Origin of the sequence: Polyangium sp. 6x1, from assembly GCF_029946515.1 — a bacterium.
In the GTDB taxonomy this organism is placed as follows: Bacteria; Myxococcota_A; Polyangia; order Polyangiales; family Polyangiaceae; genus Polyangium.
In genome coordinates, this window is sequence record NZ_JARZHH010000057.1 from 20,937 (window position 1) to 45,085 (window position 24,149).

The 24,149-nt window shown below is 70.5% G+C and carries 18 protein-coding genes and 2 tRNA genes; 9 read left to right on the forward strand and 11 right to left on the reverse strand.

All coding sequences use genetic code 11. From position 1 onward, the window contains the following. Nucleotides 1-68 precede the first annotated feature (68 nt). Nucleotides 69-1,067 carry a carboxypeptidase-like regulatory domain-containing protein gene (locus QHF85_RS36955; protein WP_281332117.1) on the forward strand — a complete coding sequence of 333 codons (999 nt, stop codon included), beginning with the start codon at nt 69-71 and terminating at the stop codon, nt 1,065-1,067. Nucleotides 1,068-1,069: 2 nt separating this feature from the next. Here QHF85_RS36955 and QHF85_RS36960 read toward each other — a convergent pair whose 3' ends face one another. From QHF85_RS36960 to QHF85_RS36995, 8 genes are all read right to left on the reverse strand, one after another. Further along, a complete protein-coding gene (locus QHF85_RS36960; protein WP_281332118.1) occupies nt 1,070-2,215 on the reverse strand; it encodes a tetratricopeptide repeat protein in 1,146 nt (381 codons plus the stop codon). After that, nucleotides 2,212-3,300, reverse strand: a complete 1,089-nt coding sequence (gene hisC, locus QHF85_RS36965) for a histidinol-phosphate transaminase (protein ID WP_281332119.1) — start codon at nt 3,298-3,300, stop codon at nt 2,212-2,214. Before hisC ends, QHF85_RS36960 begins: the two co-directional genes overlap by 4 nt. A gap of 34 nt (nt 3,301-3,334) precedes the next feature. Further along, a complete protein-coding gene (locus QHF85_RS36970) occupies nt 3,335-4,588 on the reverse strand; it encodes a hydroxymethylglutaryl-CoA reductase, degradative (protein ID WP_281332120.1) in 1,254 nt (417 codons plus the stop codon). Between the two features lie 118 nt (nt 4,589-4,706). Further along, entirely contained in the window at nt 4,707-5,615 is a 909-nt protein-coding gene (locus QHF85_RS36975; RefSeq protein WP_281332121.1) for a hypothetical protein, read from the reverse strand. After that, nucleotides 5,612-6,601, reverse strand: a complete 990-nt coding sequence (gene mvaD, locus QHF85_RS36980; RefSeq protein WP_281332122.1) for a diphosphomevalonate decarboxylase — start codon at nt 6,599-6,601, stop codon at nt 5,612-5,614. The genes QHF85_RS36975 and mvaD overlap by 4 nt, the downstream gene beginning before the upstream one ends. Next, nucleotides 6,598-7,635: a mevalonate kinase gene (gene mvk, locus QHF85_RS36985; protein WP_281332123.1), complete on the reverse strand. Its 1,038-nt coding sequence runs from the start codon at nt 7,633-7,635 to the stop codon at nt 6,598-6,600. Before mvk ends, mvaD begins: the two co-directional genes overlap by 4 nt. Further along, nucleotides 7,632-8,732, reverse strand: coding sequence for a polyprenyl synthetase family protein (locus QHF85_RS36990; protein WP_281332124.1), 1,101 nt, complete (start codon nt 8,730-8,732; stop codon nt 7,632-7,634). The genes mvk and QHF85_RS36990 overlap by 4 nt, the downstream gene beginning before the upstream one ends. 55 nt (nt 8,733-8,787) lie before the next feature. Beyond that, nucleotides 8,788-9,495, reverse strand: coding sequence for a tetratricopeptide repeat protein (locus QHF85_RS36995; RefSeq protein ID WP_281332125.1), 708 nt, complete (start codon nt 9,493-9,495; stop codon nt 8,788-8,790). 33 nt (nt 9,496-9,528) lie between these two features. On the opposite strand from QHF85_RS36995, the gene QHF85_RS37000 reads away from it, so the two are divergent. The 3 genes from QHF85_RS37000 to QHF85_RS37010 are packed head-to-tail and all read left to right on the forward strand — an operon-like array spanning nt 9,529 to nt 15,180. Beyond that, nucleotides 9,529-11,163 carry a serine/threonine-protein kinase gene (locus QHF85_RS37000; RefSeq protein WP_281332126.1) on the forward strand — a complete coding sequence of 545 codons (1,635 nt, stop codon included), beginning with the start codon at nt 9,529-9,531 and terminating at the stop codon, nt 11,161-11,163. A gap of 34 nt (nt 11,164-11,197) precedes the next feature. Continuing rightward, nucleotides 11,198-13,939 (forward strand): VCBS repeat-containing protein, encoded by a 2,742-nt coding sequence (locus QHF85_RS37005; RefSeq protein ID WP_281332127.1) that lies wholly within the window; start codon nt 11,198-11,200, stop codon nt 13,937-13,939. Beyond that, a complete protein-coding gene (locus QHF85_RS37010; RefSeq protein WP_281332128.1) occupies nt 13,936-15,180 on the forward strand; it encodes a PEGA domain-containing protein in 1,245 nt (414 codons plus the stop codon). The genes QHF85_RS37005 and QHF85_RS37010 overlap by 4 nt, the downstream gene beginning before the upstream one ends. Before the next feature lie 30 nt (nt 15,181-15,210). On the opposite strand, the gene hemW is transcribed toward QHF85_RS37010, so the two are convergent. Further along, nucleotides 15,211-16,440, reverse strand: a complete 1,230-nt coding sequence (gene hemW / locus QHF85_RS37015; protein ID WP_281332129.1) for a radical SAM family heme chaperone HemW — start codon at nt 16,438-16,440, stop codon at nt 15,211-15,213. 340 nt (nt 16,441-16,780) lie between these two features. Between hemW and QHF85_RS37020 the strand changes: the two genes are divergently transcribed. Beyond that, nucleotides 16,781-18,946, forward strand: coding sequence for a bifunctional (p)ppGpp synthetase/guanosine-3',5'-bis(diphosphate) 3'-pyrophosphohydrolase (locus QHF85_RS37020; protein ID WP_281332130.1), 2,166 nt, complete (start codon nt 16,781-16,783; stop codon nt 18,944-18,946). Nucleotides 18,947-19,007: 61 nt separating this feature from the next. Here the strand turns inward: QHF85_RS37020 and QHF85_RS37025 are convergent, their stop codons facing one another. Beyond that, entirely contained in the window at nt 19,008-19,604 is a 597-nt protein-coding gene (locus QHF85_RS37025) for a YkgJ family cysteine cluster protein (protein ID WP_281332131.1), read from the reverse strand. 98 nt (nt 19,605-19,702) lie between these two features. Here QHF85_RS37025 and amrB point away from each other — a divergent pair, with 98 nt between their 5' ends. Next, nucleotides 19,703-20,941 (forward strand): AmmeMemoRadiSam system protein B, encoded by a 1,239-nt coding sequence (gene amrB, locus QHF85_RS37030; RefSeq protein WP_281332132.1) that lies wholly within the window; start codon nt 19,703-19,705, stop codon nt 20,939-20,941. A 43-nt stretch (nt 20,942-20,984) separates the two neighbouring features. On the opposite strand, the gene QHF85_RS37035 is transcribed toward amrB, so the two are convergent. After that, nucleotides 20,985-22,250: an FHA domain-containing protein gene (locus QHF85_RS37035; RefSeq protein ID WP_281332133.1), complete on the reverse strand. Its 1,266-nt coding sequence runs from the start codon at nt 22,248-22,250 to the stop codon at nt 20,985-20,987. 305 nt (nt 22,251-22,555) lie between these two features. Here QHF85_RS37035 and QHF85_RS37040 point away from each other — a divergent pair. The 3 genes from QHF85_RS37040 to QHF85_RS37050 all read left to right on the forward strand — a co-directional run bounded on the left by QHF85_RS37040 (nt 22,556) and on the right by QHF85_RS37050 (nt 24,017). Continuing rightward, nucleotides 22,556-22,627 (forward strand) — tRNA-Gly (locus QHF85_RS37040). A 31-nt stretch (nt 22,628-22,658) separates the two neighbouring features. Then, a tRNA-Gly gene (locus tag QHF85_RS37045) sits at nt 22,659-22,730 on the forward strand. Between the two features lie 120 nt (nt 22,731-22,850). Beyond that, nucleotides 22,851-24,017, forward strand: a complete 1,167-nt coding sequence (locus tag QHF85_RS37050) for an AAA family ATPase (protein WP_281332134.1) — start codon at nt 22,851-22,853, stop codon at nt 24,015-24,017. Nucleotides 24,018-24,149 lie beyond the last annotated feature (132 nt).

A 24,149-nucleotide genomic window follows, 5' to 3' on the forward strand; every position in this document is an offset into this window, starting at 1 on the left:
GTTCGCGGCGAGCTCCTTCGAAACGGCTGCGATCCAGCGCGGCGCAGGGCTTGCCCACGTCCGGGGCGATGAACCGACCTTCGATGTCCTGGCTCCTCGTGGTCCCCTGCATCGCCGCGCTGGGCTGCCAGAACGGCGCCACGCCTGCGAGCGGCGACGGGAAGCCCACGACGACGACCGGCCCCGAAGCGGCTCTGTCAGCCTCGGCGGCGCCCCCGGGTTCGGCTGCGGCGGCTGCGCCCAAGGGGCCGATCCCGAACGGCATCGGCCGTCCCGACGCCGACATCGCCAAGGTCGTCAACCCGAAGAACGAAGCGCCCTACGAGGGCCCCAAGGCCACGGTGCGCGGCACGGTGCGCATCAAGGGCGACGCGCCGCCTGCGACGAGCTTCAAGTTCCCCGCGGGCAAGTGCGGCGAAGCGTCGGCGACCTACGGAAAATTCTTCCGTGTGGGGCTCGAGGGCGCGGCCGCCGACGTGCTCGTCGCGGTGACGGGCTACAAGGGGTTCGTCCCGGCACGCGAGGAGGCCGCGAAGATCACCATCCACGGCTGCGCCTTCGCGCGCCGCACGATGGCGCTCACGTTCGGGCAGCGCGTCGAGGTCGCGAACATCGACAAGATCGAGAGCTACATGCCGTACCTCGACGGCGCGCCGAAGAAGGCGGTGCTCGTGGCCGTGCCAGGCGGCGCACCCGTAAAACTCTACCCGTACGAGCCCGGGCACTACATGCTGCGCGACGAGCTGCCGAACCCGTTCCTCACGGCGGACGTCTACGTGCTCGCGTACGCGACCCACGCGATCACGGGCCTCGACGGGCAATACGAGATCCCCGGCGTGCCCGTCGGCGAGGTGCGCGTGAGCGCGTTCCTCCCGTCGCTCGACAAGGTCGTCGAGCAGCGCGTCACGCTCAAGGAAGGCGACAACACGATCGACCTGAACCTCGAGTACGACGCGACGAAGGACGATCCCGAGGTGCGGAAGAAGGCCGCCGCGGAGAAGAGGGCCGAGGCGGAGAAGAAGGCCGCGGACGAGAAGAAGGCCGCGGACACGCCCGAGAAGAAGTAGCGCTAGGCGCCCTTGCCCGACGGCGCGAGCAGGGCATGCACGCGCTTGCGGGCGGCCTGGAGCAGAGGATCGGGTGAGGGCGCGTCGGGGGGCGAGAAGTCCGGATCGACGAAGGCGCGCGCGGCGTCGCGGCCCGCGCGTCGTCCGAGCAGTTCGGTGAAGAGCAGGCGCGCGAGCGGGGAGGGCGCGACGGTGAGCGTGTCCTTCGGGACGCCGAGCGCGATCGCGAGCAGGGCCGTGTCGCCCGTGAGATCCGCCGCGACCGCGAGCGCGATCCGCGCGGAGCTCGATGAGGGATCGGCGCCGAGGACGAGCTCGGCCTGGTCACGCGCGAGGCGCGGGAGGCCGAGCGCCGCGGCACGAACGGCGAGCTCGGGCGCGGGCAGGTGAGCGCGACGAGCCGCCTTTCGCGCGGCATCGAGGTCGCCGGCGCGGAGGGCCGCGTCGACCTCGGCGAGCGGCGCGAGCGCAGGCACCTCGGATGCGATGCGCGTCGAGAGACGAGGCGCGCGCTGGCGCAACGCGCGGGCGGCTCGCTCGGCCGCCACTGCATCGTGACGTCGCAACGCGAGCTCGTACCGAGCGAGCCAGCCCTGCACGGAGGTAGGTCGCTCGATGACGAGCGCGTCGAGCGTGCGTTCGGCGTCCGCCACGCGACCCGCGCGTTCGAGCAGCGAGGCGTAGAGCAGGACGGCCTCGTCCTGCCCGGAATCGAGCGCGACGGCGCGTGCGGCGTGCTGGAGCGCCTCGGCGACGCGCCCCGTGCCTTCCGCGCAGCGAGCGCGGGCGCGGGCGAGGGGCTCGTACGTCGGATCGAGCTCCTCGGCGCGATGGAAGGCTTCGTCGGCGGAGGCGCGCGCGTCGGGGCTCGCGCACGAGGCTGCGCCGAGGCGCGTCCAGACCTCGACGCTCTTCTCGTCGTGCTCCGCGGCGCCCTTGTAGAGCATGATCGCGAGGGGCAGATCGCCGTGCGCCTCGGCCTCGGCGCCGCGCGCGTAGTACGCGTAGGCCTCGTACGAGATGAACCGCCCCTGCGTCGGCACGGTGTCGATCACGCGGATCACGGTGGGATCCCCGCAGCCCGACGCGAGGCCGAGCAGCGTGATCGCGGCGGCGACGATCGCAGCCGAGCCGCGGCGCCGGATCATGCCCACCTCGCGATCGCTTCGAGCAGCCGGTCGTTCTCTTCACGCGTGCCGATCGTGATGCGCAGCCGGTTCGCCAGGCGCCCGCCGCGCGCGTGAAAGCTCCGCACGAGGATCTTGCTCACCGCGAGCCCCTCGAAGACGTCCTTCGCAGGCCGATTCGTTTCGACCCAAAGGAAATTCGCGTCGCTCGGCGAGACCCCGAAGCCGAGCCGCGAGAGCTCGCGCCCGAGCCTTTCGCGCTCGGCCACGACGTGCGCGACGACGTGATCGATCTCGGCGCCGAGCGTGCGCAGGACGAACGTGGCGGCGCGCTGCGAGGGCGCGGGGAGGTTATAGGGCTGGCGCACCTTGTCGACCTCGCGGACGAGCTCGACTGGCCCCACGAGCCATCCGATCCGCAGCGCCGCGAAGCCGATCTTGGAGATCGTGCCGAGCATCGCGACGTTCGGATGCGCGTGGCGAAGGTGCGCGAGGCTCCCGGGCGCGAAGGCGACGTAGGCCTCGTCGAGCACGACGAGCGCGCCGTCGGCGGCCTCGATCACGGCGCGGATGCGATCCTCCGACATGCGGTTGCCGGTCGGGTTGTTCGGCGTCGCGAGGAAGACGACGTTCGGCTTGCCCGCCTCGATCGCCGCGCACGTCTGCGCGACGTCGAGATCCCAGCGCTCGTCGAGCGGCACGTCGAGGACGCGGATGCCGCGGGCCGCCGCGCTGAGCCGGTACATGACGAACGTGGGCGACGGCGTGAGGATCGCCGCCGTATCGGCGCCCGCGCGCGGCTGCGAGAGCGCGGTGAGCAGGAGCGCGATCACCTCGTCGGAGCCTGCGCCGACGAGGATCTCGTCCGGCGTCGCGCCCACGTACGCGCCGATCGCCTCGCGCAGCTCGGTCGCGCGTGGATCCGGGTACCGCTCGAGCCCGCCCGCCGCGAGCGCCTGCGCCACGCCGGCGCGCGCGTCCGGAGAGAGCAGCGGCGGGGCCTCGTTGCCGTCGAGCCGGATCTCGTAGTCGCCCGCGTGCGGGACGTACGCGGCGAGGTCCGCGAGCTCGGGGCGGAAGAGGTGAGCGAAGCGGGGCGCGGTCATGCGAGGCACCTCGGGATCCGCGCGTCGGCGCGAATCAGCGCGGCAGCTTAACCTCTCCCGCGTCGGGTGGCTCGCACGCCCCGGATCCGTTCGTCGTTCGGGGCCTCTGCTCCGAGGGCCCGCCCGTCGCCCGATGATGCAGCGCCATGTGGCCGCGCTGGATCCCCTCGGTCGAGAGCGCGCGCAGGGCCGAGAGGTTCGTCGCGAGGCCCGTGGCGGCCGCGACGGCGGCGAGCTCTGCCGCGGACGTCACCCGGAGCAAGGCGAGCGCGAGGCGGGCACCTGGATGCGCGCGCAGCGCCCCGCCGACGATGCCGAGGGCGAGCGGGAGCGCGAGCTCTCCTTCGAGGGCGCGCTCGTCGTCCGAGAGGCGCCAGGTGGCGAGCGGGCGGTAGGCGCCGGACCGCGCGGCGTACGCATGCGCGCCGGCCTCGACCGCGCGCCAGTCGTTGCCGGTGGCGAGCACGACGGCGTCGACGCCGTTCATGATGCCCTTGTTGTGCGTGACCGCGCGGTAGACGTCGCGCTCGGCGAACGCCGAGGCCTGCGCGATGCCGCGGGCCGCGTCGAGCCCGGACACGCGCGCGCTCGCGAGCTCCTCGACGGGCAAACGGACGCGCACGCGGGCGACCCGCTCGTCGCAGTAGTTCGAGAGGATGCGCAGGCCGAGCGTCCCGCGCGCGAGCTCGGCCACGCGCGTGCCCACGGCCTCGGCGACGGTGTTCACGAGGTTCGCGCCCATCGCGTCGAGGCAGTCGACGTGCACGTGGACGACGATCATGCCGCCGCCGAGATCACGCACGGAAGCGCGCCGCGCGCCGCCGCCGCGGGCGACGAGGTTCCCGATCGCGTCGTTCGCGCGCGCGACGAGCTCCTGGGAAGCGCCTTCGATTCGCGCGAGTGCGTCCGCGGGATCGGCGACGTCGTGCACCTCGATCTGCGCGACGACGATCGAGGGATCGATCTCGGCGACGAACCCGCCGGCCTTGCGCGCGCGCTTGGCCGCGTGAGACGCGGCGGCGATGACGCTCGGCTCTTCGATCGCCATGGGCACGAGGTAGTCCTTGCCGTTGACGCGTACGCCCGGCGCGACGCCGAACGGCAACGCCAGCGTACCGAGCGCGTTCTCGACCATCGCGTCGGCGGTCGACTCGTCGAGGCCGCCCGCTCGAAGCGCGTGTTCGAGCTCCGCGGGCGAGAGGCCGACGAGGCGCGCGACCTCGGCGCGTCGCTCGGGGACGGAGAAATGGCGGAGCGAGGGGAGGGGAAGGGGAGGGTCACGGTGCATGGTCGCTCGGGAGGGATAACGCGCCTGCATGCGCACGTTCCGTGGAGACTCGGCGCAGCGAGGGTGATGAGGCGCGGGAGGGACGGTGGGCGAGGTCGCGCTGGCTCGCTCGGGTCGTTCAACCGACGGAGAGCCCCGGGGGGCCGATCCGCGCGTCGAGGGGTTCGAGGTTTCGTGCGGCCGCGTGCACGCGGAACGCCGCGGACGAGGGCGCCGGGCCGATCCAGAGGGCGATGTCTCCGCCGCCGGCGCCGCTCGGCCCGAAGCTCGCGCCTTCAGCCTGCGCGAAGGGGCGGAGCGCGGCCACGTCGTCCACCACGATGGGAGCGCCGGCCGCACGACCGAGCTCGGCGAGCGCGTCGATCTGCGCCGCGATCGCTTGCACGAACCCTGCTGCGTCCTGCGCTTCGAGCGCGGCCTGCGCGCCGTCCGCGATCTCGTCGAGCAGGCGTCGATACGTCGCCGGATCCGTCGCGCGGAGGCCCTGAACCTTCTCGACGAGCGCGCCTGTCGAGGCTGCGGTGGGGCACGCGAAGACTTCGAGGACGACGCCCTCCGGCAGACGGAAGGGCATGACATCGAGCGCGTGATCCACCGCGAGCCGGCACGCGACGATCCCACCGAACACACTCGAAGCGACGTCGATGCCGCTGCCGCGCGGCTGGGCTCTTCGGTGCGCGGCGAGTGCGACGGGAAAGACCGCGCGTCGTAGCGCGTCTTCGTCCCCGATCGTCGTCGCCAGAACCGCGCCGATCGAGGCAACGAGGATCGCCGCGCTCGATCCGAGCCCGAGCTTGCGCGTCGTGCCATCGGGCATCGGCGCGCGCAGGGCCGACGCGTCGAACGCGGGCGCGTGGCCGAGGACGCCGGCGTCGATCGCCGCGCGAACCTCCTCCGTCACGAGCTCGCTCGTCCGGCTCGCGTCCGCCACCACGTACCTGTCGACGGCCGCGACGAGCGCGGGCGCGCCTTCGAGGACGGCATACGCCCCCGACACGACGATTTTTCCGGGTGCTCGCGCGATCACGTTCGATCCAGGAGCCGCGCGCCCTCGCCCGGCGACGCGACGATCGTGCGTTTGACGCCCGGCACCTCCGCGAGCGCGGCCGTCACGCGTGGCTCGTCCTCCGGCGTCGTCAGCACTTTTACGTGGGGCCCTGCGTCGATCGTCGCGTACGCGACGAGCCCTCGTGCCCTGAGCCTGCGCACCTCTTCGAGCGCCTCCACGGTGCCACCCGTCCAGTATAGGAGCCCCGGCCGCGCCGCGATGCTCGTCGCGTGCATGGCGAGCGCGCTCTCCTCGGCGGCGACGCCGAGCGCTTCGAGATCCCGCCGCAAGATCGCCTCGCGCACGCGAGCGCAGAGCGCGGGCGCGGACGCGACCCACGCCGGAAAATACGGACTCGTACGAACCGTGTGTTCCATGCCGTCCGTCGAGCCCACGGCCTTCGGGCCTTCCCGCGTCACGGCCACGACGACGCGCAGCGGCAGGTGCTCCGGCGGCGCGATCGGTATCGCCGGGAGATCACCCTCGCCGGGGCTGCCCACGGGCAGCTCCACGAATCCGCCGAACGCCGAGCGCGCCGCGGACACCGAGATGCGCCGCGCGAGATCACTCACCCGCGCTGGATCCGTGTCGAGCCCCGCCGCGGCGAGCGTCGCGAGCGCGAGCGCCGAGAAGCCCGACGCGCTCGAAGCGAGTCCCGAGGCCGTGGGGAAATCGTTCTCGCTCTCGACACGCGCCCGCTCCGTGATCCCCGCCGCGCGACGCACCCGATCGAGGAGCTTTACGACCCGGCCGTGCGGGACCTCGCCGGCCGGCGCGCCGCCGAGCAGGAACGTGTCCTCCGCGAGCGCCGGATCGAACGTCACGGTCGTCGTCGTGGCCATGCCCGCGAGCGTCACCGAGAGGCTCGGGACCGCGGGCTGGTTCACGCCGTCCGCTCGTTTGCCCCAGTATTTCGCCAGCGCGATGTTCGGATGCGCCGTCGCTTTTGCGGTGCGGATCGTCACGACAAATCTCCTTCGGCGCCCTGCGTCTCCGCGCGCCGGCCCGCGCCGATGCGCGCACAAAAACCTTCGTAGTGGCCCTCGGCGCTCCGCCAGGCGTCGAGGATCCGCGCGGCGCTCTCGGCCTCGCGCGCTTCGTCCCTCGCGCCATCGCTCCGGAACGAGGGCGGCACGAGCGCGATCACGCACCCGCCGCCGCCGCCGCCCGTGAGCTTGGCGCCGAGCGCGCCCGCGGACCGCGCGAGCGCGCAGAGCTCCTCGAGCTCGCTCGTCGAGACGAACAGGCCGGAGAGCACGAGCTGGTTCATGTTCATGAGATCGCCGAGCGCGCGCATGTCGCCGGCCTCGATGGCGAGCACCGCGTTGCCCACGATCGACGTAACCGCGTCGATCGATCGCTGCACGAGCACCGGATCCTTCGCGTGTTGCGAGGCGATGAGCTCGACCGTCGTCCGCGTCGACGACGGGTGCCCCGTCGATCCGACGCACAAGACGAGGTCGTGGCGCGGCGTGATCGGCCGCGCGCCCTCCGCGCGCGTGAACCGGAAGATCCCTCCTCGGGCCGCCGCCGTCGCGTCGATCCCGGAGGGGTTGCCGTGAAAGATCCGCTCCCACGCGGCCGCGCGCGAGAGCACGCGCGCCTCGATCGCCGCATCTCCCTCGGCGTCGGCCGCCTCCCCGCGCGTGATGGCCTCCGCCGCGCGCGCGATCGAAACGGCCAGCGCCGCCGAGCTGCCGAGACCTCCGCCCGGTGGCAGCTCGCAGCGCGCCTCCACGTGCACGGGCGGGATCGCGGGGGCGACCTCCAGAAGCGCCGAGAACGCTCGCCCGAGATCGTTGGAGGACGAAGCATCCGCGACGACCGTGGCGTCCCCGAGCCGCAGCGTGCTCGGCCCGCTCGGCAGTCGCGTCACGACGGCGCGCGCGCCGCGATCGAGGCCCGCTGCGATCGCGGGCGACCCGTACACGACCGCGTGCTCGCCGAACAGGATCACCTTCCCCGACGCGGTCGCCTCGGCGCTCGCCTTGCTCGTCACGAGCGCGCCTCCGACCCTGCGGGACGAACCCGGAGCGCGTCCACCACGCCGGCGAGGATCGCGCGCGCCGCGGCCGGCACCTGCATCGACGCGACCTCCTTCGCCGCGGCGTCGCAGAGCGCCCGCTGCCGGTCCTCCACGGCGCTGCGCGCGCCCGACGTCACGAGCGCCCGCGTCGCCGCGGCGATCGCCTCCGCGTTCGCGTCCGCGCGCCCGTGCGCCCGCGCGAGCGCGCGCCGCTCGTCCTCGTTTGCCAGCCGATCGGCCTCGGCCATGAGGGACGTCCGCTTGCCCGCGACGATGTCGTTGCCCACGGGCTTGCCCGTCTCCGCATGATCGCCGAAGGTCCCGAGCAGATCGTCGCGGAGCTGGAACGCGATGCCGAGCGGCGCCGCGAAGCGCGCGAGCGCGGCGTGGAGCTCCGGCGATCCGCCCGCGAGCGCAGCCCCGATGCTGAGCGGCCCGCGCATCGTGTAGCTCCCGGTCTTCAGATCGTGCATCGCCTCGACGTCCTCGGCCTTGCCGAGCACGTCGATCTGCTGGCCGAGCACCACGTCCTCGTGGATCCGCATGAACACCTGCATCACGTGGAGCCGACGCTCCGCGGGCAAGCTCGCGATCGACACGAGCGTCTCCACCGCGAGCCCCCACGTCATGTCGCTCGCGAGGATGGCCGACGTCGCGCCGATGTGCTCGCCGCCGAGCTCCTTGGCGAGCGCCGCGTGCACGCTCGGACCGCCACGCCGCGTCGCGTCTCCATCCATCCAGTCGTCTTGAATGAGCAGGTAGCTCTGCAGGAGCTCGAACGCGACGCCCGCGTCGATCGCTGGTTCGAGCGCGCCCTGGCCGCCGGCGGCGATCCAGCCGGCGGCGATGAGCCCTGCGCGCACGCGTTTGCCGCCGCGCAAGGAGAGATCCCGCGCCGCTTCGAGCATCGCGGCCACGGCGGGCCCGTACGAGCGCGCCCGCGTGATCTTCTCGTCGAACCGCGCCGCGATGCGGCGCTCGATCTCGGGCTTGATCTGCGCGAGCAGCGCGAGGAACGCGTTGCCGTTCGTGGCGGGCTCGGCCGTCGCCGTGGAGAGGCCTTGGTTCATAGGGCGCGCGAGCGTAGGAGCCGCACCCGGGTCGGTCAATGGCGGGACCTCTGCGTCATCGTGCCCGACGCGCGTGACGCGCGAGCGCACTGCGGAGAGGGCCACGACCCCGAGCGTCCGCCGTCACGGGATCGATCTCTGCGAGCAGCACCACGAGCGCCCGCGATCGAGCTCGAGCTTCCTTGTGCGCCGAAGCATCGCCGTGCGCCTCTGCGAGCGCCTCCATCCGTCGGCTCGTCGCGAGCGCGGCCGGCAGCGCGGAGAGCGCCACGTACGTCGCATACAGACCTTCGAGCGCGGCCGCATGATCCGGCGTGAACGAGAGCGCCGCCTCGAAGTCCGCGGCGGCTTCGCGCATCCTCCCGAGGCGTCTGCGTAATTTCCCGCGCGCCGCGTGTCCCTCTGCGAAACCCGCGACGCGCTCGAGCCCCGCCGCGTGCACCCGCTCCGCCTCGACCGTGTCGCCCGCGGCCTCGTGTCGCGCCGCGAGCGCGAGGTAGGCCGGCCCGTACGTGGGATCGAACGAGATCGCTTCGAGCAGCCTCCGCGTCGCGGCTGCCGTGTCTCCTGTCGCCGCGTGCGCCTCGCCTTGCCGCACGAGCTCCGCGGCTTGCTTCGTCGCCCAGCTCGTCCCCTCGTCGGCCTGCCCGCGCGCCGCTCCCGAGAGCGCGGCGACGAGCGCTGCGCATCCGAGCGTGCTTGCGCGGCGTCGGACCTTCCCGTGCACGACGATCGCATCGTAGCCCGGCCTGTGCGCACGCACATCGCTCGTGTACCCTCGCCGCACGGATCCTTCATGGCGACGTGCCCCACCTGTCGTACCCAGTATCCGGACGACGCCTCGACGTGCGCGAACGACGGCGAACAGCTCGTCCCGGACGACACCCTCGAACCCCTGCTCGCCGCCGGCACGATCGTCGGCGAGTACCGCATCGAGGGCAAGCTCGGCGAGGGAGGCTTCGGCGCCGTCTACCGCGCCGTTCACCCTGTGATCGGCAAGGCCGCGGCCATCAAGGTCCTCTCGCGGGAGTTCTCGGCGAACCCGCAGATCGTCTCGCGGTTCGTCGCCGAGGCGCGCGCGGTCAACCAGATCCGCCACCGCAACATCATCGACATCTTCTCGTTCGGCGTCCTCGACGATGGCCGCCAGTACTACGTGATGGAACTGCTCGAGGGCCTGACCCTCGACGCGTATCTGCGCAAGCGCGGCCGCATCCCGCCCGCGGAGGCGATCCCCATCCTCGCGAAGGTCGCGCGCGCGCTCGACGCCGCGCACGCCGCCGGCATCGCGCACCGGGATCTCAAGCCGGAGAACATCTTCCTCGTGTACGACGAGGACACGGGCCTCTTTCCGAAGCTGCTCGATTTCGGCATCGCGAAGCTCCTCGGCGACTCGTCCGGCGCGCACCACAAGACCCGCACCGGCATGGCCATGGGCACGCCGCTCTACATGTCGCCCGAACAGTGCCGCGGGAAGAACGTCGACCATCGGACCGACATCTACTCCTTCGGCATCGTGGCCCACGAGCTCATGACGGGCCGATTGCCCTTCGAGGCCGAGGACACGATCGACCTGCTCGTCAAGCAGACCTCCGCGCCCGCGCCTCCGATGTCCACGGTTTGTCCGGACCTCCCCGCGGCGCTCGACGCCCCCGTCTTGCAGATGCTGGAGAAGGATCCGGCGCGTCGGCCGCGCACCGTCGGCGAGGCGATCGAGGCGATCGCCGCTGCCGCGCGAGGCGCGGGCATCGATGTGAAGACGGTCGTCTCGCACCCGCAGGTCGCGAAGTCGGACGAGAGCTCCGTGCGTATCGTCACGGACGCGTCCGCGGGGCAGGGCAAGACCGAGGCGATGGCGATGACCCAGGCCATGCCGGCCGCGTCGACGCGCCCGAGCGGCGGCAAGACCGATCTCGCGCTGCAGACCTCCACGAGCGGGGAGGGCGAAGCGAAGACGCGTGGAAGCGCGCAACCGCTGCTCCTCGCCGGGCTCGCGATCGCGGTGCTCGCGGCCGTCGCCCTCGGCGTCGTGGCACTGCAAAAGCCGGCCGGCGACGTCCCGAACGCCGCTTCTTCCACGAACGTTGCAACCCAAACGATCGAGACGGCGAAGCCTGCGGCCTCGTCGCCTTCGGTGGTCCCCGCGTCGAGCAGCCTGGTCCCGGACGCGCCGCCCGCCGCGCTGAAGATCAGCATCGACACGCGTGTGCCAGGCGTCGAGGTGTTCCTGGGAGCGAAGCGGATCGGCGCCGCGCCGGGGCCGATCGAGATCCCGCGCGGCACGTCGGAACAACTCGTCTTCAAGGCGAAGGGCTACATCGATCTCCCGCGCGAGATCCCCGCCGAGGACGGCACGCTTTCGGTCGAGCTCAAGCCTTTGCCTCGCGGGCCCGCCTACTCGAAGGACGTCGAAGATCCCTTCAAACGCTGAACGAGGACCCATGCTGCGAAGAACATCTCGTCTCGTGGGAACGTCGCTCGGGCGGATGCTCCTCGCGTCGCTGCCCTTCGCGCTCGGCTGCGCGGATCTCTCGCCCATCCCGGAAGGCCAGTGCGGCAACGGCGTCGTCGAAGGCGGATACGGCGAGGACTGCGAGCCCGGCATCGGCTTGCCCGACGTCAGGGCTTGCTACCCGACGAGCAGCCCGCTGCGTTGCCGGTACAGATGTGACGAGAGGCCCGATGGCTCCGGGGACCCCTGGAAGTGCCCCGAAGGCTGGAAGTGCGGCCTGGACGCGGTTTGTCGTGAACCAACCCCGGCCTTCGAGCGCGCCGGCGGCCCCGTCGCCTCGGAGACGCCGGCACAGATCTTCCTCGCCGACATGGACGGCGACAAGCGACAGGACGTCGTCGCCGCAGGCGCCACCTCGATCAGCGTTCACTACGTCGATTCGGGCGGACTCCTCGGGAGCGGGACGCAGATGCCGACGGCCGGCGCGCTCGCTGCGAGCGCGGATCTCAACGCGGACGGCATCGCAGATCTCGCCGCGCCTTCGGGACGTGGCATCGGCATCATGCGCGGCCAGCGCAACCGCACCCTGGATCCCACGAGTTTTCCGACGATCTCCGGCGAAGGCGAAGCCGAGGTCTACCTCCTCGCGATCGACGCCGATCCTTCGGAGAGCAAACCGGGGCACGAGCTCTGCGGCGTGGCGAGCACGGCGCTCGGAAGCGTGTTCGTGCGCGTCGACGAGGCCAAGCCGGTGTCGGATTGGTTGAAGGCGCCCCTCGGCAAGGATGTCGTCGGGCTCGATCACGCGTGGGCCGGCCCGTTCAAGCGTCCCTGCGAGAAGGTCGCGGTGCGATCGAGCGCAGGCGCGGAGAACTTCGTGAAGGTGTACGCCCCGTGCGGCGAGACGAACGGGAGCGCCGAGTACCCGCCGGTGTTCGACGAGCTCGTCACGGTCACGCTGCCAGGGCCCCCGCTCGAGAAGCTGAGCGCGCCGAAGGACGTGCCCTCCAAGGCGGCGCTCATCGAGTTTCAAATGACGAACGGCGTCTTCTTCACGCGCGTGAACGCGGACGCGTACCCCGATCTCGTCGCCCCGGTGCTCCTCGACAGCGCGCTCTGCGGCGGCAAGGGGTGCGGAGGCCTCGCGGTCGCCTACGGCCTCGTCGACGGCACGTACGACAGCGCCCCGCCGCAGGACCCGCTGGCCCTCCAGGGCGACAACACCGCGGGCGTGCTCTACGTGGACATCGGCGTCCTCGCGCCGCTCGCGCTCGGTCACCTCGACGACGACGGCTTGATCGACATGGTCGATCCCGGCGGCCTCGCCTTCGGCAAGCTCCCGGATCCTCCGGCGCTGTTCCTCACGGTCGAGCGCCGGGGCTACGGATCGGACGGTTCTTCGATGCGGCGCGCCGTGATCGCCGACTTCAACGTCGACGGCTTGCCAGACGTCGTCGCATCGACAGGCAACGGCATCGGCTTCTTGAACAACCTCGGCGGCGGGCTCTTCAACCCGAGCGAGATCGGCAAGGCGGGCCGGGTGAACGACATCGGCGCCGCCGACGTCGACGCGGACGGGCTCGACGACGTGGTCTTCGGCGAGACGGTCCCGGACCGCGACAACCCCGCCCTCGAGCAGACCGCGCTGTCGATCGCGTACGGCAAACCCACGGGGCCGCCGGAGACGCCCGTCACGATCGCGCGCTTCCCCGCCATCACGCAGATCCTCCCGATCGATCTCATCGCGCTGACCGGCGATCTCGCGACCGATCTGGCCGTTCTCTACCCCGAGCAACGCCTCGCCGTGTGGAAGGGTTGGAGCACGAGCGCCGTGCTCGGCAGCAGCATCCGCCAGATCCAGTCGTCCATCTTTCTCACGGAAGGCAAGCTGGAGAAGGCTCGTTATCCCTTCCTCCCGCTGTTCGGGCGTTTCTTGAAGAACGACGCCTCGCCGGATCTCGCGGCCATCACGCTGACGGAGAGCGCGGACATCGTCTCCGCGGATCTCTGGTGGGTGCCGCTCTCCGAGGGGCCCACGCTGGAGTCGTCGACTCCGCTCGTCCGCATGCCGCTCCTCGGGGAGCTCGACGCGAAGTGGGCCACCGCGACGAGCGCGGTCGCCGTCGATCTCGACAACGATTCGGTCGACGAGATCGTCGCCATCGTGCACGCACCGTCGAGCGGCGCGCTGCCCAAGGCGCACCTGCGCATCGCGAAGCACGGCGCCGATCCCGTGGACGCCCCATTCAATCTCGTGGAAGGCCTGCTCTACACGAGCCTGCGCGCCGCGAAGTTCGACGACGACAATGATGTGGACATCCTGGCGATGGAGATCGCGATCCAGACCGACAACGGCGTGGCTCGTTTCGTCACCAAGCCGGTGCTCTTCGCGAACGAGGGTGGGAAACTCGCCGCACCAAAGCCGATCGTTTCGCTCGACGGCGCCACGCTGTGCGACGGCGCGCCCGAGGTCGGCGGGCTCATCGCTACGGCCCTCGACGTCATCGACGCCGACACCGATCCCCGCAAGGAGCTCGTTCTCGTCGGCCCCACCGGCACGTATCTCTACCACCGCGTCGTGGAGACCGACGCGGCCGGCAAGCGTGTCGAGAAGGACGTCGTCACGTGTATCCCCGAGGGACCCGTGGGCGTCACGATCGCTGCCGGCGAGCTGACGGGCGACGGCGTCGACGATCTCGCCATCGGCGCCGATGGGAGCATCTACATCCTCGCCGGAAAGCCGAGACGTCCATGAGCCACGCCCCCCGCGCCGCGCGTTTCCTCTCCGTCGCGCTTCTCTTCGCCGCGCTCGCGCCGCGCCCCGCGCGCGCGGCCGAGGACGTCGCGAAGGCCAAGGCGCTCTTCAACGCCGGCGCCAAGGCCTACACGAACGGCCGCTACCTCGTGGCGATCGACTCCTTCCGCGAGGCCTACGCGGCGGCCCCACGCCCGGCCATGATCTTCTCGCTCGCGCAGGCGTATCGCCGTCAGTACTTCGTCGACGGTGACCTCGAGAAGCTGAAGCAGTCGATCGCGAACTACCGCCTCTACCTCGAACAGGTGAAGGAGGGCGAGCGGCGCGCGGACGCCGTGGCCGCGCTCGGCGAGCTCGAGGTCATCGCGGCGGCGCGCCTGCCTCGCGACGGGACGATCTCGTCGACGGCGTCGAACGCGGGATCGGAGCCGTCGAAGACGAAGATCACCATCACCTCGTCCACGCCCGGCGCGCGTATCTCGCTCGACGGCGGCAAGCCCATCGAGCCGCCGCTCTCCGAGGCCGTCACGCCCGGCAAGCACCGGTACAAGATCAGCGCCGAGGGCTACATCGACGAGGAGCGCGAGATCAACATCGCCCCGGGAGATCAGCGCGCGATCGAGAGCGAGCTGCGCGAGCGCCCCGCGCTGCTCGACATCAAAGGCCCCGCGGGCGCGACCGTCGCCATCGACGGCAAGCTCGTCGGCACGACCCCGCTCCCCACGCAGGAGCTCGAGCCCGGCGCGCGCTTCATCGCCGTGTCGGGCAACGGCTTTCAGCCGTTCTCGCGCGAGATCGTCGCCCAGCGCGGGGAACGCGATCACATCGACCTGAACCTCAAGCGCACGCCGCAGCGCTACGTGTCCTACGTCTTCTTCGGCGCCGGCGCGCTCACCCTCCTCGGCGGGCTCGGCGCGGGGTGGAGGGCTCTCGACGCCGAGGGCAAGGCCATGAAGCTCAAGAGCGCGGGGCTCACCGAGACCACGCTGCGGGAGTACAACACCGCGCTCACCGAGCGTGACACCTCGACGACCGCCGCCGGGGTCGCGCTCGGCGTCGGGGCCGCGCTCGGGCTCACGGGCTTCGTGCTCTACGCGTTCGACGCGCCGTCCTTGCCGCTGCCGCCCGCGCGCAAGGAGAAGAAACCCGAGCCGACGGAGAAGGGGTCGTCCATGGACATGGCCTACGCGCCCGTCGTCGGTCCAGGCTTCGCGGGCGCCGCCGTGATCGGTCGTTTCTAGTGCAATCGTTTGCCGTCCAATGGACGGACCTCAAAACAATTCGGCCGCAATGCCGTCGGCGAGCACCCACGCGTCCCGGGGCACGCGGATCGTGCCTCCCTCGATCGTCAGCTTGCCTCGCTTCACGAGCCGCTCGGCCGCCTGCTTCCGCGACGGCGTCCACGCCTCCGCGCCGACCTCGGCCGCCGATCGTTCGAGGTCGAACCCTTCCCGCAGCCGGAGGCCCAGCATGATCCGCTCCCGCAGCCGCGTCTCCGGATCGAGCGGCTCCTCGCTCTCGACCTCCGCCTCGCCCGCGAGCGCCGCCCGCATGTACCGCGCCGGATCGATCGCGTTCCTGTACCGCAGCGCGAACCCCGCAGACACGCCCGCGCCTCTCCCGCTCACCGTGCCGAACGCCGCGCAGCCGAGGCCCACGTAGTCGTGCCCTCGCCAGTAGCCGAGGTTGTGCCGCGCCTCGTGCCCCTCGCGCGCGTAGTTCGAGATCTCGTAGTGCCCGAGCCCCGCCGCGCCGAGCGCCTCCTCGATCGCGAAGAACGTCTCGGCCACGCCGTCCTCGCTCGCAATGGGCAGGCGCCCTCGCCGTGACAGCTCACCGAACTGCGTCCCCGGCTCGATCGTCAGGCTGTACGCCGACACGTGCGTCACGCCGGTCTCCGCCACGCGCCGCGCCTCCGCGGCCGCCTCGCTCGGCGACTGCTCCTGCGTGGGCCCACCCGCGAGATACTTCGGACCGGCCTCCTTCGTCGGCACGGCCACGCCGTAGATGAGATCCGCGCTCACCCGCGGCACGCCTGCCCGGAGCGCTGCCCGCACCGCTTCGAGCCCTCCTTCCGCGTCGTGCAACCGACCGAGGAAGCGCAGCCGTTCCGGCTCGAGCCCCTGCACGCCGACGCTGAGCCGGTTCACGCCCACGTCGACGAGCGCCCGCGCTCGGTCCTCGTCGAGCGAGCTCGGGTTGCACTCCACCGTCACCTCGACGTCGTCCCCTGCGTGCCCTGCGGCCGCGGCGCGGATCCCTGCGAGCACCCGCCCGAGCGCGTGGGGCGCCCAGAGCGATGGCGTGCCTCCGCCGAAGAACACCGTCGCGAGCGTCCGCCCCTCGAACGCGCCGGCGCGCCGCTCGAGCTCGGCGAGGATGGCGTCGGCGTACCGCTCATGCTCGATTCCGTCCCGTTCCTTTGCGAAGGAAACGAAATCGCAATAAGGGCACTTTTTCAGGCACCACGGGAAGTGGACATAGACGCCGATCGGCTCCATGGATTTCTACGTGTGTGGAGGTCTGTGCGGCTCCCGGATGTCAGGGGAGCACGCGGACGGGAGGACGCACGTCAAACGGGGACGAGGAGGACACACCTCGACCCCGAAGGCCGTGATGACCCCTTGGGCGCTCCGGCGCCCGTGCGCAAGTTGGGGGAAGGTCGTTCGTGCAGGAAAGGTCGAGGAGGCTTCCGCATCTGCCCGGTGGACAGCCGTACCCACGGGCGCTCGAAGACGGAAGAAGCGGAGCGCGTGAGCCATGGTCAGCCAATTGCCGGGCGAAACACGGGGTGTTAGCCTGAACGTTCAGGACGGTGCCCAGGTACCGTCCGCACATCGTATGGTGACGTCTCAAGAGCTGATCGAGCGGGTCCAGGCGTATCAGCCTGGGGCCGACGTCGAGCTCATCGCCCGCGCTTACGACTACGCCGCCGAAGCGCACAAGGGCCAGATGCGGAAGAGCGGCGACCCTTACTTCTCGCACCCGGTTTCGGTCGCCGGCATCATCATCGAGCTCAAGCTCGACGTGGCCAGCATCGTCGCGGGTCTGCTGCACGACGTCGTCGAGGACACGCTCGCGACGTTGTCGGACATCGAGCGCGAGTTCGGTCAGGAGGTCGCGTTCCTCGTCGACGGCGTGACGAAGCTGTCGAAGATCAACTTCGCCTCGAAGGAAGACCGGCAAGCGGAGAACTTCCGCAAGATGCTGGTCGCCATGGCGCGCGACATCCGCGTGCTCCTGGTGAAGCTTTGCGACCGCCTCGACAACATGCGGACGCTCGAGCACATGAAGCCCGAGGCGCAGGACCGCATCGCGCGCGAGACGATGGAGATCTACGCGCCGCTCGCGAACCGGCTCGGCATCGCGCGCTTCAAGAGCGAGCTCGAGGACCTCGCCTTCAAGTACCTCGAGCCCGAGGCCCACGCCGACCTCTCGCGGAAGGTGCTCGGCACGAAGGCCGAGCGCGACAAGTACATCGCCGACGTCTCGAAGATCCTCGCGGGCAAGCTGGCCGAGCAGGGCTTCGCCGCCGACGTGACCGGCCGAGCGAAACACAACTACTCGATCTGGCGAAAGATGCAGTCGCAGCAGGTCGAATTCGACCAGGTCTACGACGTCATCGCCTTCCGTGTGCTCGTCGAGACGGTGGCCGAGTGTTACGCGACGCTCGGCGTCATCCACTCGCAGTACACGCCGGTTCCTGGCCGCTTCAAGGACTACGTCGCGCTCCCGAAGCCGAACATGTACCAGTCGCTGCACACGACGGTCATCGGCCCGGGCCGCGAGCGCATCGAGGTGCAGATCCGCACGCACGAGATGCACCGCGTCGCGGAGCAAGGCATCGCCGCGCACTGGAAGTACAAGGAGCGCCACTCGGGCGGGCTCGACCCGAAGGACGCGGCGCGCTTCGGCTGGCTGCGCCAGCTCATGGAGTTCCAGCAGGATCTCAAGGACCCGCACGAGTTCCTCGAGAGCGTGAAGGTCGACCTCTTCCAGGACGAGGTCTACGTCTTCACGCCGAAGGGCGACGTGCGCGTCTTCCCCCGCAACGCGACGCCGATCGACTTCGCCTACGCGATCCACAGCGAGGTCGGCGATCACTGCTCGGGCGCGCGCGTGAACGGCGCGATCGTGCCGATCCGCTACAAGCTCAGGAACGGCGACGTCGTCGAGGTGATGACGAACCCGAGCCAGCAGCCGAACAAGGACTGGCTCGACTTCGTCACGACGAGCCGCGCGCGCTCGCGCATCCGAAGCCACCTGCGCGCCGATCAACGCGAGCGCTCGCTGAAGCTCGGGCGCGAGCTCCTCGAGAAGGAGTTCCACCAGCGCGCCATCAGCATGGCGCGCCTCACGAAGAACGAGGCGGAGGTCCGCAAGCTCTGCGAGCACTTCAACGCGCAGACCTTCGACGAGCTTCTGATCGGCATCGGCTACGGCAAGCACAGCCCGAAGGCGATCATCGAGTTCCTCGCGCCGCCGCAAGGCAACGACAAGGAAGCGCTGCCGCCGCCGTCCCTCAAGGAGAGCCGCATCGAGTCGCTCGTCCGCAAGGTGACGGGCCGCGATAACCACGGCATCCGGCTGAACGGCATCGACGACGTGCTCGTCCGCTACACGAAGTGTTGCAACCCCCTGCCGGGGGACGAGATCGTCGGTTTCATCACGCGCGGCCGCGGCATCACGGTGCACCGTCGCAACTGCCCGAAGGCGCTCGACACGGATCCGGAGCGTCGCGTGGAGATCTCGTGGGACGCGCGGGCGAAGATCAACCGCCCGGTGCAGCTCCGCGTGATGACGGCGAACCGGCCCGGCATCCTCGCCACGGTCGGCCAGACGTTCCACGAGCAGGGCATCAACATCAGCGAAGCGACGTGCCGCGCCGGCGACGACGGCCGCGCGACGAACACTTTTACCTTTCTGTGTTCGGACCTCGCGCAGCTCAAGGGCGTCATCCGGCAGCTGCAGCGCATCCCGGGCGTGATGGCCGTCGAGCGGACGTAGCCTGGTTGAGGGGGGCCCGAGAGCCCCCCTCAAAACCCCCCGTGCACCATGTGCGGCCTCGTCAGCGCCTGCGTCGCGGTCCCGACCCCGAGCTCGGGCCCGCGCCGGCGAGCGCGCGCGTGAGAGGACGACCGAGGTCCCCCTCGGGCGCGTGTCGCGCAGCAAGATCCTTGATGCGGCGAACGAAGGCGTTGATGGCGCGTTGATCGACGCCCGCCGGCGAGGTCGCGCGTTCGCACCAGTAGGTGCGGCATCCGAACGGACGCGACGCGTAGATCGCGCAGCGTCCGTTCTCGTCGAGCAGCGGGCAGACGCGCTCGTCGAGCGTGGTGAGGCGACGCTTGCCGCGCGACGTGTCCTCGACGTCGGCGAGCGGCGGCGGCGTGCGTCCGAGCGCGCGCGCGCCGCCTCGCGCCGCGATGGCGCGTTGCACGAGGGCGAGCTCGATCGACGTGACGTACGGCTCGCGTCCCGTGACGCCGAAGCGGCAGCACTCGGTGGACGCGGGGCACGTCTGTCCTGCGAAGGACGCGTCGACTTCACGGTAGAGCGCCGTGAGCTCGTCGAGCAGGCCCGCGAGCGCGCGTCGATCGTCGTCCTTCGTGGTGTTCGTGCGCGTCTTCGCGGGCGAACGATCGGGCGACTTCGTGTTCGACATGGATCGATCGCCCGCAGCATACGCGCCGACTCCGCAGGGATCCAACGCCCGCGCCTCCCTTTGCGTGCGGCGTGCGGGCGCTATCCTGCGCGGTGACCATGCCCAAACCGCACGCGTACCCGCGACTGCGGCCGATCGAGGCCATCTTCGTCCCGCATCCGACGTTCGGGAAAGCGCTCATGCTCCGCGACGGCGAGGGCATCGCTCCGAGCTCGGTCGCGATCCGCGGAGACCTCGCCCCGATCGTCTCGTGCATGGACGGCACGAGCTCCCTCGACGGCATCGCTCGCCGCGCGAGTCGCGTCATCGGCCGCATGATCGACGTCGCGATCGTCTCGCACCTCGTGGCCGAGCTCGACGCGGCGTACATGCTCGAGACGCCACGCTTCCAGGCGAGACGACGCGAGGTCGTGGCCGCGTTCGCCGCGGCGAGCGAGCGGCCTGCGCATCACGCGGGCGGCGCCTACCACCGTGATCCCGAGGAGCTCGCTCGTTACATCGAGGAGGCGTGTCTCGGGAAGGCACCGCGCGGCAACGGCGCATCGCCTGGCCGCCTCATCGGGCTCTGCGCGCCGCACATGGACCTCTGGCGCGCGGCCGAAGGATACGGCTACGCGTACGGCGCGCTCGCCGATGCGTTGCCTCCCGAGGTGGACACATTTTTTCTGCTCGGCACGTCGCACGCGCCGATGCGCCAGCCCTTCGCCGTCTGCGACAAACGCTTCGCCACGCCGCTCGGACCGCTCGAGCCCGACCACGACGCGCTCGCGTTCCTCGCGACGCACAGCCGCTTCGACGTGCGCGAGGACGAGTACCTCCACAAGGGCGAGCATTCCTTGGAGCTGCAAGTAATCTTCCTGCGCCACCTGCTCGGCGAGCGCGCCGCGCGGATCGTGCCCGTGCTCTGCGGCCTCGGCGACGCGCAGGCGAGGGGACGTGATCCACGCGAGGACGCGCGGGCCGAGTCGTTCCTCGCGGCGCTCGCCGAGCTCGTCGAACGACGCGGCGCGCGCGCCTTCCTGATCGCGGGCGCCGATCTCGCGCACATGGGCCCGCGCTTCGGCGATCCGCGACCGCTCGACGCGGCCGAGCGCGACGTGCTCCAGGCTCGTGACGCGGAGTCCATCCGCCTCATAGTGGAGCACGACGCGAGCGGGTTCTTTTCGCAGGTCGCCGAGGATCTCGACACGAGGCGCGTCTGTGGCCTCGGCCCGATCTACACGGCGCTCCGGGCGTTGCCGGGGGCCGCGACGGGGCGGCTCTTGCACTACACGCAGTGCGTCGATCCCGTGGAAGGATCGATCGTCAGCCACGCGTCGCTGGCGTTCGTCGCCTGAAGGGCCGTGTCCGAGCACGGCCCTCGTCGGCTCGAACGAAAGGTCAGCTTCGCGAGAACTTGCGCCGCGCGATATCGAGGCCGAGGCGCTCGGCCTCGCGGTAGATCGCCTGGCGCGACATCCCGAGCGAACGCGCCGCCGACGCGACCGAGCCGTTCGCACGCGCGAGCGCATCCTCGAGGCGCGCGCGGGCGAGCGAAGGATCCGTGGCGGGCGGCAGCGAGGGTTTCGTGCGGCTCGCCCTCGCGAGCGACGACGCGATCGACGAGGGAAGGATCGCGCCGTCGGGGCCCGCGACCTCGGCCGCGGAGACGAGCGTCGCTTCGAGCTGCGGCACGCCGCCCGGCCAGCCCGCGCGCACGAGCGACTCGAGCAGCTCCGGCGTGATGCGCGCGAGCTCGATGCCGCGGCGCTCCGCGATGTCCTGCACGATCGCCGCGATGTCCTCGCGGCGGTGTTCGAGCGGCGTGATCGTGACGCGCTTGCCCGAGAAGAGCGAAGCGAACCACGGCGCGAGCTTGCCGTCGCCGACCGCGCGATCGAGGGGCTGACCCACCGTCGCGATCACCGACACGCCGCTCGTGCGACCGACCGCGTGCGCGATCTCGAGCTGCTGCGGGCGCGGCAGCCGATCGGCGTCGAGCACGACCCAGGTCATCGGGCGGATGCCCGCCGGGATCGTCGGCTTGCCTTCGGCGCGACCGTCCACCGTCACGATGTCGCCCACGCCTTCGCGCACCGCGGCGGCGAGCTTCGCCATCGTGCGCTTGCCCGTGCCGGGCCCGCCCTCGATGCACACGCACGAGCCGCCCTTCACGAGATCGAGGATCGGATCGATCCAGTCCTTGCGCTGCCGCGGGCCGTGCACCAGCGGTCCCGTGCGCATGACGGCGCCGCCATACGCGCTGAGATCACGCTCGACGAACACGCCGATCCGGCTGCCGAGACGAACCACGTCGCCGTGGCTGAGACCGATGCGACGCGCGCGCACGCCGTCGACGAACGTGCCGTCGGGCGTGCCGAGATCCTCGACGTAGCAACCATCCGCGCGAACGCTGACGCGCGCGTGCTCCGCCGCGATCCCCGCGCCTTCCACGTGCGCGTCACGTGACGCGCTGCCGATCACCGCGCCGTCGGTGAGCGTGATCGGCGCGAGCTCGCCGTTGAAACCGATGAGCACGAGACCCCAGCCGCTTCCGTCACGCCGACCCTTCGCGAAGACGCCCGAGCGGTGCTCTTTTTGTGCTTGGCTGACCGCCTCCGCGTTCGAACCGGAGTTGATACGCAAAGCCGCTTGCTGTTCGTTCATGTTTCCCCCCATCCCTACGGAGCACCCGACGGTGCCCCATCCGCCTGTGCTGCAACCCCCAACGGCCGACTCTCCGGCCAGGCCGTCCGATGCAACGGTTGAAGAAGATACTCTTGGAATTCAAAGAGGCAACCGCCTGGGGCACAGGGCTTGACAGTTTCCAAAGTGCCGAGTAGGAATGGCCTCGCTGCTGACGAGGCGCGCCTCGGTACGCAGTGGGGCCCTCCTCGGGGACCTCCCGAGTGAATCGGGAAAAACCCGAACGGTCCGTCGACATCGCGCTCTTTACGGCGGTGACGAAGTCTGCGGGAGTAACTCAGTGGTAGAGTGCAACCTTGCCAAGGTTGACGTCGCGGGTTCAAATCCCGTCTCCCGCTCTGAAAATCAGCAGTTCCTTCGCAACACCCTGCGGGAGTAACTCAGTGGTAGAGTGCAACCTTGCCAAGGTTGACGTCGCGGGTTCAAATCCCGTCTCCCGCTCCGCAGCATAAAAAACACGAAAGGCCGGCCGCACGAACTGCGAGCCGGCCTTCGTGTTTCGAAGGTCCCAGGCACAAACGCGGCCGGCCCGCGCCCCCGTTGTGATACGCCTCCTCGGCGATGCCGCCCGCGCCCCTTCACGAGCGACTCCGACAGCTCGCGAGCACCCTCGAACGACAGTTCCTCGGCAAGGACGAGATCATCCGGCTTCTCATGATCTCGGTCGTCGCCGGCGAGCACTGCGTGCTCCTCGGTCCGCCCGGCACGGCCAAGAGCGCCCTCATCCGCTCCCTCTCGGAGCTCATGCAGGCGAACTACTTCGAGTACCTGCTCACGCGCTTCACCGAGCCAAACGAGATCTTCGGCCCCGTCGACATCGTCGCCTTCCGCGAAGGTACCTACCGCCGCAACACAGCCGGCATGCTGCCCGAAGCAGAGGTCGTCTTCCTCGACGAAGTCTTCAAGGCGAACAGCGCGATCCTGAACGCGCTCCTCACGCTGCTCAACGAGCGCAAGTTCACGAGCGGCGGCAAGGTGATGCGCTGCCCGCTCATCAGCGTCTTCGCAGCCTCGAACGAGGTGCCAGGCGACGAGACGCTGAACGCGATCTTCGATCGCTTCCTGCTGCGCGTCCACTCGGACAACCTCGACGCCTACCACTTCAACGAGCTCCTGCAGCGCGGCATCCAGCACGAGATCCGCCAGATGTCGGGCGATCCACTGCGCCCCGTCGTCACCGCCCGCGAGCTCGCCGATCTCGGCAAGAGCTTCGGCGGTCGGATGAATTTCTCCGACGCATTCCTCTCGGCCTACAAAGGCATCGTCTTCCAGATCCGCGCCGAAGGCATCTCGCTCTCGGATCGTCGCGTCGTGAAGATGCTCAAGCTCTTCGCCGCAAGCGCCTACCTCGACGGACGGAGCACGACCGACGCGAGCGACTTCTTCGTCCTCAAGCACATCTGGAACAACCAGGACCAAGCCGCGATCCTCGAAGGCATCGTGCAGCCCGTGCTCGAAGCATTCTTCCGCGAGCACCCCGATCGCCGCCGCGTCGGCGCACTCGGCGTAGGCGTCGACGCCCTCGCCGCCGAGATCGATCGCATCCGCCAGCTCCTCACCGGCGGCACCGCCCTCGGCGACGTGCAGCTCTTCAGCCAGCTCAAAGCCCTCGGCGAGATCAAGACCGCACTCGCCGGGATCACCGATCCCCGCGCCCGCGAGCTCGAGAAGCGCGTCGCGCAGCTGCTCGAAGCGTCCTTCCGCAGCGGTCGCTTCGCGCAGATCTGAGGAGTTCCACAGCGTAGCGCCGGGGTTTCACCCCGGACCCGACCAGGGGTTGTCCACCCCTGGACCCGGACCAGGGCCAGCCCTGGACCTCTGATGCATCGACCGCGATGCGGTCGATGCACCGAAGTCTGT

Bases quoted from the DNA above. Each gene is read 5' to 3' on its own strand.
- hemW (WP_281332129.1), bottom strand. From the start codon at position 16,440: ATGGAGCCGATCGGCGTCTATGTCCACTTCCCGTGGTGCCTGAAAAAG.
- QHF85_RS37025 (WP_281332131.1), bottom strand. From the start codon at position 19,604: ATGTCGAACACGAAGTCGCCCGATCGTTCGCCCGCGAAGACGCGCACG.
- QHF85_RS36990 (WP_281332124.1), bottom strand. From the start codon at position 8,732: ATGAACCAAGGCCTCTCCACGGCGACGGCCGAGCCCGCCACGAACGGC.
- QHF85_RS36955 (WP_281332117.1), top strand. From the start codon at position 69: ATGAACCGACCTTCGATGTCCTGGCTCCTCGTGGTCCCCTGCATCGCC.
- hisC (WP_281332119.1), bottom strand. From the start codon at position 3,300: ATGACCGCGCCCCGCTTCGCTCACCTCTTCCGCCCCGAGCTCGCGGAC.
- QHF85_RS37010 (WP_281332128.1), top strand. From the start codon at position 13,936: ATGAGCCACGCCCCCCGCGCCGCGCGTTTCCTCTCCGTCGCGCTTCTC.
- QHF85_RS36960 (WP_281332118.1), bottom strand. From the start codon at position 2,215: ATGATCCGGCGCCGCGGCTCGGCTGCGATCGTCGCCGCCGCGATCACG.
- QHF85_RS36970 (WP_281332120.1), bottom strand. From the start codon at position 4,588: ATGCACCGTGACCCTCCCCTTCCCCTCCCCTCGCTCCGCCATTTCTCC.
- amrB (WP_281332132.1), top strand. From the start codon at position 19,703: ATGCCCAAACCGCACGCGTACCCGCGACTGCGGCCGATCGAGGCCATC.
- QHF85_RS37035 (WP_281332133.1), bottom strand. From the start codon at position 22,250: ATGAACGAACAGCAAGCGGCTTTGCGTATCAACTCCGGTTCGAACGCG.
- QHF85_RS37000 (WP_281332126.1), top strand. From the start codon at position 9,529: ATGGCGACGTGCCCCACCTGTCGTACCCAGTATCCGGACGACGCCTCG.
- QHF85_RS37020 (WP_281332130.1), top strand. From the start codon at position 16,781: ATGGTGACGTCTCAAGAGCTGATCGAGCGGGTCCAGGCGTATCAGCCT.
- QHF85_RS37050 (WP_281332134.1), top strand. From the start codon at position 22,851: ATGCCGCCCGCGCCCCTTCACGAGCGACTCCGACAGCTCGCGAGCACC.